The 6,522-nt window shown below is 71.4% G+C and carries 4 protein-coding genes; 2 read left to right on the forward strand and 2 right to left on the reverse strand.

Features of this window, described 5'->3' with window-relative positions; all coding sequences use genetic code 11:
* Positions 1 to 53: 53 nt before the first annotated feature.
* Positions 54 to 1,757, reverse strand: coding sequence for a heparinase II/III family protein (locus K9U40_RS21315; protein WP_282892123.1), 1,704 nt, complete (start codon positions 1,755 to 1,757; stop codon positions 54 to 56).
* Positions 1,758 to 1,956: 199 nt separating this feature from the next.
* The gene (gene rsmB, locus K9U40_RS21320; protein WP_282892124.1) at positions 1,957 to 3,333 is read right to left on the reverse strand and encodes a 16S rRNA (cytosine(967)-C(5))-methyltransferase RsmB; all 1,377 of its coding nucleotides are present in this window, start codon (positions 3,331 to 3,333) and stop codon (positions 1,957 to 1,959) included.
* A gap of 206 nt (positions 3,334 to 3,539) precedes the next feature.
* On the opposite strand from rsmB, the gene K9U40_RS21325 reads away from it, so the two are divergent.
* The gene (locus K9U40_RS21325) at positions 3,540 to 4,835 is read left to right on the forward strand and encodes an adenylosuccinate synthase (RefSeq protein WP_282892125.1); all 1,296 of its coding nucleotides are present in this window, start codon (positions 3,540 to 3,542) and stop codon (positions 4,833 to 4,835) included.
* A gap of 155 nt (positions 4,836 to 4,990) precedes the next feature.
* Positions 4,991 to 6,367 (forward strand): hypothetical protein, encoded by a 1,377-nt coding sequence (locus K9U40_RS21330; protein WP_282892126.1) that lies wholly within the window; start codon positions 4,991 to 4,993, stop codon positions 6,365 to 6,367.
* Positions 6,368 to 6,522: the final 155 nt, after the last annotated feature.

The following is a 6,522-nucleotide window of genomic DNA, read 5'->3' on the forward strand; positions in this document are numbered from 1 at the left end:
CCCCATCCCTCCCCCGCAAGCAGGAGAGGGAGCAGCGGCGGCGATCTCCCGCCCTACCCCCGTCCGCTCGGCCGGCCCGGCGGCACGCTCTGGGCCTCGCGGGTGCGCACGAAGGTCCAGATGACGCGCGGCGTGCGCACCACCTCCCCCGACAGCACCAGCTGCGAGGTGCGGCGCGGGCCGCCGGCGGCGGCGAGGTCCACGCTTTCCTCCACCGCCAGCGGCACGTGGGGCGCGGCGAAGGCCCAGGCCTCGCCGTTGGGCAGGCTGAGCAGAGCGGTGTGGGGATCGTCGAGCCGCTCCACGGTCACGGAGGGGTGCAGGTGGAAGCGGATGGCGAAGGTCTCCGCCGGCAGCTTCGCGCCCTCCTCGGCGACCTTGAACACATCCTCCCCGTCCAGCCGGTTGCCTTCCATGGCAAGGCGGAACGAGCGCTGGTGGATGAGGCCGAACGGCTCGGCATAGCCATCGTGGCTGGCGCGCAGCAGCAAAGCGTTGTTGCGGGTGCCGCGCTGCACGTCCACCTGCTTCGGCCCCGATACGATGGGCGCGCCGAAAATGCGCGTCATGGAGCCGCCCTGCAGGAAGCGGCAGGAGGAGGTGTCGGCGATCACCGCGGTGGAATGGGCCGCGGTGGACCGCGCCACCTGCCGCCACATCTCCCGATGCACCTCCGGCACCCCGCAATTGATGACGATGCGGTGCCGGCCGGATGAGAACTCGAAGGCAAGGCAGCTCGCGTGCGCCTCCCAGCTCGCCACCGCGGGGGGCGGCGGGCCGGTATCGACGATCACCATGAGGGCGCGGGCGTCGAGCCGCTGGTAGCCGGAATAGGGCGCGTTCGCCACCGGGGCGCCGCGGGCGTCGTCGAAGGCGAGGATGGTGGCGAGCTGGTCCGCCGCCGTGTGCCCCATGCCGTGGAAATGGGCGAAGGCCCCGTCGCCGTGCCGGAAGAAGCGCAACATGGGCATCATCCGGTCCACCGCGTTCATGAGCGCGGGAGGCGCCGGCTGGTTGCGGGCGGTGAAGGCCTGGCGCAGCGGCAGAAGATCCAGCAGGAGCTCGATGAGCATGCCGGGATTGCGGGTGAGCGGGCCGCCGTCGGGCAGGATCTGGCGGTCCAATTCCTCGGACAGGCGCTTGTCCGCCGCCTTCAAGAGCCGGCCCTGGTCCGACATGCACAGGCCGGCGAAGACGAGGGCGGTCACCGCCAGCATGCGCGGCTGGCCGTCCGGCGCGTCGTTGGCCATGCGCCTGAGCTGGCGCACCTGCCGGGCCAGCGAGCGCATGAAGCGGCGGTAGAAATCGTGGTCGGCGTCCTGCAGCAGGAAGGTGGCCTGGGTGAGCCAGGAGATGATGCGCCGCGCCGCCACGTCCGGCCGCGCCGCCACCGCCCTCGCCTTGCCCGGGTCGCGCATGAAGTCGCCCACCAGCGAGCGGGCATTGGCGCGGGCAATGGTGGTGCCGGCGGCCTTGAGGTGCCTGAGCCAGCCGAAGCCGTGCAGCGCCTCGGCCCATTCCACGGAGGGGGGCACCAGCTCGAACGGGGTGCGCCCGTCCAGCATCATCACCTTGCCGGCGAAGGCGAAGCGTCCGGAATAGATTTCGCTGGCCAGCGTTGCGTCGCCGGTGCGCAGGTCCTGGGGGGCGATGAGCAGGCGCTCGGGCACCGGCACCGGCACGTAGCCGAGCGCCATGGTGCGGCCGCCGAGGCGCGCAAGCACCTGCTGCGACCACAGCTCCGCGAGGAGGGCCATCAGGCGCGTGCGCTCTTTGAGGCCGCTTCGGCTCACGGATCTCCCCGATAACGGGGCGAGACCCTTGGCCAGGATATCTCTGGCCACGACCTGAAGGGGTCCCGCCACTCCATTCCAAATCCGCATGCGCTCGTCTTCACCGACTGATTCGCCGCAACGGATGGGAAGGAAGCCCGGCAGCCCCGCTCCGGCCTGACCGTCAGGCCTTGCGCTTCAGCCGGGCGGCGAAGAAGCCGTCGAGACCCGACCGCTCCGCCTCCCCCCGCATCCAGTGACAGGGAAGAGTGCGCATATCCCCTTGAGGAGTTATGAACGGATCAATGCCTTCCACCTCTCCGGGCACGATTGGTGCGCGGATAAGGTCGCTGCGGGCGGCCAGAAGCCGCTCCACCTGTTCTTCGCCCTCCTCCGGCTCCAGCGAGCAGGTGGAATAGACGAGGGTGCCGCCGGGCTTCAGCAGGTCCGCCGCATGGGCGATGAGGCGGGCCTGGAGCGCGGCGAGGGTCACAAGGTCCCCCGGCCGCTTGGAGACGGCGATGTCCGGGTGCCGCCGCAGCGTCCCGGTGGCCGAGCACGGCGCGTCGAGCAGCACCGCGTCGAACGGGCCGCCGGTGAAATCCGCGGCATCCCCCGCCACCACATGGGCGGTGAGATTCAGCCGCTCCAGGTTTTCCTTGAGCCGGGCAAGGCGGGACGACGAGCGGTCCACGGCGGTGACGATGGCGCCCGCGGCCGCGAGCTGCGCCGTCTTGCCGCCGGGGGCGGCGCACAGGTCCGCCACATGAAGGCCCCTCACGTCGCCCAGCAGCCGGGCCGGCAAGGCGGCGGCGGCGTCCTGCACCCACCATTCCCCCTCGGCGAAGCCCGGCAGCGCCCGCACGGGACCGGCCTGAAGAATTCTTACCGAGCCGGTGGGCAGCACCTCGCCCGACAGGCGCTCGGCCCAGAGCGCCGGGTCCGCCTTCACGGTGATGTCGAGGGGCGGCTCCACCTTGTGCATGGCGGCGATGGCGCGGGTGGTCTCAAGGCCGTAAGCCTTGATCCAGCGCTGGCCCATCCACTCCGGCGTGTCGGCGAAATCGGGGCTGATGCCGGCCATCAGCTGGTCCGCCTCGCGGGTGAGGCGGCGCAGCACGGCGTTCACCAGGCCGGCAAAGCCGGCGGTGTTGCGGTCGGCGCGGGCGAGATCCACGCAAAGCCCCACAGCCGCATGGTTGGGCACATCCATGAACAGGATCTGCGTCGCCCCCGCCAGCAGCACGGATTCCAGCCGCGGAGCCGATTTCGGCAGGCCACGCTCCATCAGCTTCGCGATGAGGGCGCGCAGGGTGCCGATGCGGCGCAGGCTGGTGGCAAGGATGCGGTAGGCGAGCGCCCGGTCGCGCGGGTCGAGGGCGACATCGGCATCGAGGGCATCATCGAGCGCGGCACCGTGGCGCAGCACCTGCTCAAGGCCGTCCACCGCGAGGGCGCGGGCGGCAAGGCCCGGCGTCGCGGCGGCCGGCCGCGCAGGGGCCTGGGCGGGTCCTGCACCGGAACGGCGGGCGGGCTTCTGGGCGCGAAAAGGCGGTTTCATCGCGCAAGGTAGAGCACGAACCGCGCCCCCGCGCCAACGCCTTTGCCGCGCGGACCCTTCGTCTCTTTCCCCTCACCTCGTTTACCTTGCCTCGCCAGCCCCGATCCCGTAAGACGCTTGCGTAACGCCCCGGACCTGAGCCGGGGCTTTCCTTTGTGCGCGCGTGCGTTGCGATGCACCCGCGCCGGTCCGGGAGGCGCCTTAAGGTGGCCAACGTGGTGGTAGTCGGCTCCCAATGGGGCGACGAAGGCAAGGGCAAGATCGTCGATTGGCTGTCGGAGCAGGCGGACGTGGTGGTCCGCTTCCAGGGCGGCCACAATGCAGGCCATACCCTGGTGGTCGGCGGCGTCACCTACAAGCTCTCGCTTTTGCCCTCGGGCGTGGTGCGCGGCGGCAAGCTCTCGGTGATCGGCAACGGCGTGGTGCTGGACCCGCAGGCGCTGGTGGACGAGCTCGCCCGCCTCGCCGCGCAGGGGGTCGAGATCGGTCCCGACCGGCTGCGCATCGCCGAAACGGTTCCGCTCATCCTGCCGCTGCACCGCGAGCTGGACGCCCTGCGCGAGAGCGCCACCGCCGAGGGTGCCCGCATCGGAACCACCAAGCGCGGCATTGGCCCGGCCTATGAGGACAAGGTGGGCCGCAGGGCCATCCGCCTCGTGGACCTCTCCGATCCGTCCAGCCTGCCGGCCAAGGTGGATCGGCTGCTGACCCATCACAACCTCATCCGCCGCGGCCTCGGCATGGAAGAGGTGAACCGCGACGCCCTGGTGGCGGAGCTGCTCGCCATCGCCCCCAAGGTCCTGCCCTTCATGGACCGGGTATGGGAGCTGCTGGACAAGGCGCGGCGCGACGGCAAGAAGATCCTGTTCGAGGGCGCACAGGGCGCGCTGCTCGACATCGACCACGGCACCTATCCCTACGTCACCTCGTCCAACACGGTGGCGGGATCGGCGGCGAGCGGCACCGGCATCGGCCCCGGCGCGCTGGATTATGTGCTCGGCATCACCAAGGCCTACACCACCCGCGTGGGCGAGGGCCCCTTCCCCACCGAGCTGACCGACGAAGTGGGCCAGACCCTGGGCAGCAAGGGCCGCGAGTTCGGCGTGGTCACCGGCCGGCCGCGCCGCTGCGGCTGGTTCGACGCGGTGCTGGTGCGCCAGACGGTCCGCACCTGCGGCATCCACGGCATCGCCCTCACCAAGCTCGACGTGCTCGACGGATTTACCGAACTGAAGGTTTGCGTCGGCTACAAGGTTGACGGCAAGGAAATCGACTACCTGCCGGCGGAGAGCGGGGCGCAGGCGCGCGCCGAGCCCATCTACGAGACCATGGAGGGCTGGCAGGATTCCACCGCCGGCGCCCGCTCGTGGGCGGACCTGCCGGCGGAGGCGGTAAAGTATGTGCGACGGGTGGAGGAGCTCATCGGCTGCCCGGTGGCCGTGCTCTCCACCAGCCCGGAGCGCGATGATACCATCCTGGTCCACAATCCGTTTCAGGCCTGATCTTCGGGCGTGACGCGGGTCCGGGGCATTTCCGTGCGGCGTGAACTCCGGTTCGCATCGCGGAAATGCGGCATATAAATGCGATAGGGCGTCTTTCGTGACCCGAGTGTCACGCGAAGCCGCCCTAACGGCTCAAGGCGAAGCGCACGTCTCTCATGGCTGACTACTACCCGCTGCTGGTCCGCGCGATCTCAAGCCTGCCCCAGAAGACGGGGGAGGGCCGCCGCGCGGTCTATGACCGCGCCCGCACGGCCCTCATGCGCCAGCTGCGCGGCGTGGACCCGCCTTTGCCCGAGGGCGAGATCACCCGCGAGCGCATGGGTCTCGAGGAGGCCATCCGCCGGGTCGAGGCGGAATACGCCCAGCAGGACAATTCCGCCCCCGAGCCCGACGACATCGAGGACGAGGTCGAGGACGAGGCGGCGCCCGAGGACGACGAAGACAACGAGGACGCGCCGGAACCGCCCGCGCGGCCCCCGGCACGGGAGCCCGTGCGCCCGGCTCCGCCCATCCCGTCGGCCCAGCCCGGCGCATCCTCGCCCCCGCCCGAGCCACCCGGCCGCGCCGAGCGCCGGCTGCCGCCGCGCCAGCGCAGCGAGGAGGACGAGGACGCCGAGGCCGACAGCCGTCCGCCGGTGCGCGGCCGCGGCGAGGTGCGCAGCCGGATGGTCGCCGCCAACGGCGCCCGCCATCCCGCCAATGGGGAGGGGGCCCCCTCCTGGAAGAAATTCGCCCTGTGGCTGGCGCTCGCGCTTCTGGTGCTGGGCGGCATCGCCTTCGCGGTGGTGAACCGCGACCTGTTCCTGGGCGGCTCCGGCGAGCAGCGCACCTCCGCGCCCGCCACGTCCGGCTCCGCCGACCAGCCCAAGAGCGCGGACCGCGTGACCGCCGCCTCGGGCGATGCCGCCCGGCGCGCGCCCGCCGCCACGCCCCGGCCCGGCGGCGGCCCCGCCCGCGCCGTGCTGCTGGAGGAGACCCCCGGCGGCGCGCAGCCGCAGGTGTTCGAGGGCACGGTGGTGTGGAAGACCGAGACCGTGAACGCCGGTCCCGGCCTGCCCCCCGACATCGGCCTGCGCGGCGACGTGGTCATCCCGGAGCGCAAAATCAACATGAGCTTCGTGCTCCGCCGCAACACCGACCAGACCCTGCCGGCCTCCCACACCATCGAGGTCGGCTTCCGCCTGCCCGAGGACTTCCCCTTCGGCGGCGTCTCCAATCTGGACGCGGTGCGCATGAAGCCGAACCAGCAGGCCCTCGGCACCCCGCTCGCCGGCCTCGCGGTGCGGGTGAACCCGACCCTGTTCCTGGTCGGCCTTTCCGAGAAGTCTGCGGACCGCCAACGCAACGTGACGTTGCTCCAGGCCTATCCGTGGCTGGATGCGCTCATCACCTACACCAACAACAAGAAGGCGGTGCTGGCCTTCGAGAAGGGCCCCGCCGGCGAGCAGGCCTTCAACGACGCCTTCTCCGCCTGGGGCGAGCTGCTCCAGCGCCCGCCGGCGCAAGGCGCGCCGCAGCAGAACGGCGGCTGACGGGCATGACCGTCCGGGAGAGGGCTGCGCCCCTCCCCGCCGCCGGCCCGGAATAGCGACAGGTCACCACCGTCAAGGCCGGGCATGACCGGCGGCGCAGAGCCGGTCCCCCTCTCCGCTGACACCCCTCGCCAGATGGGACGGCACCAGCCCTG

The organism is Xanthobacter autotrophicus (assembly GCF_030015065.1).
GTDB lineage: Bacteria > Pseudomonadota > Alphaproteobacteria > Rhizobiales > Xanthobacteraceae > Xanthobacter > Xanthobacter autotrophicus_D.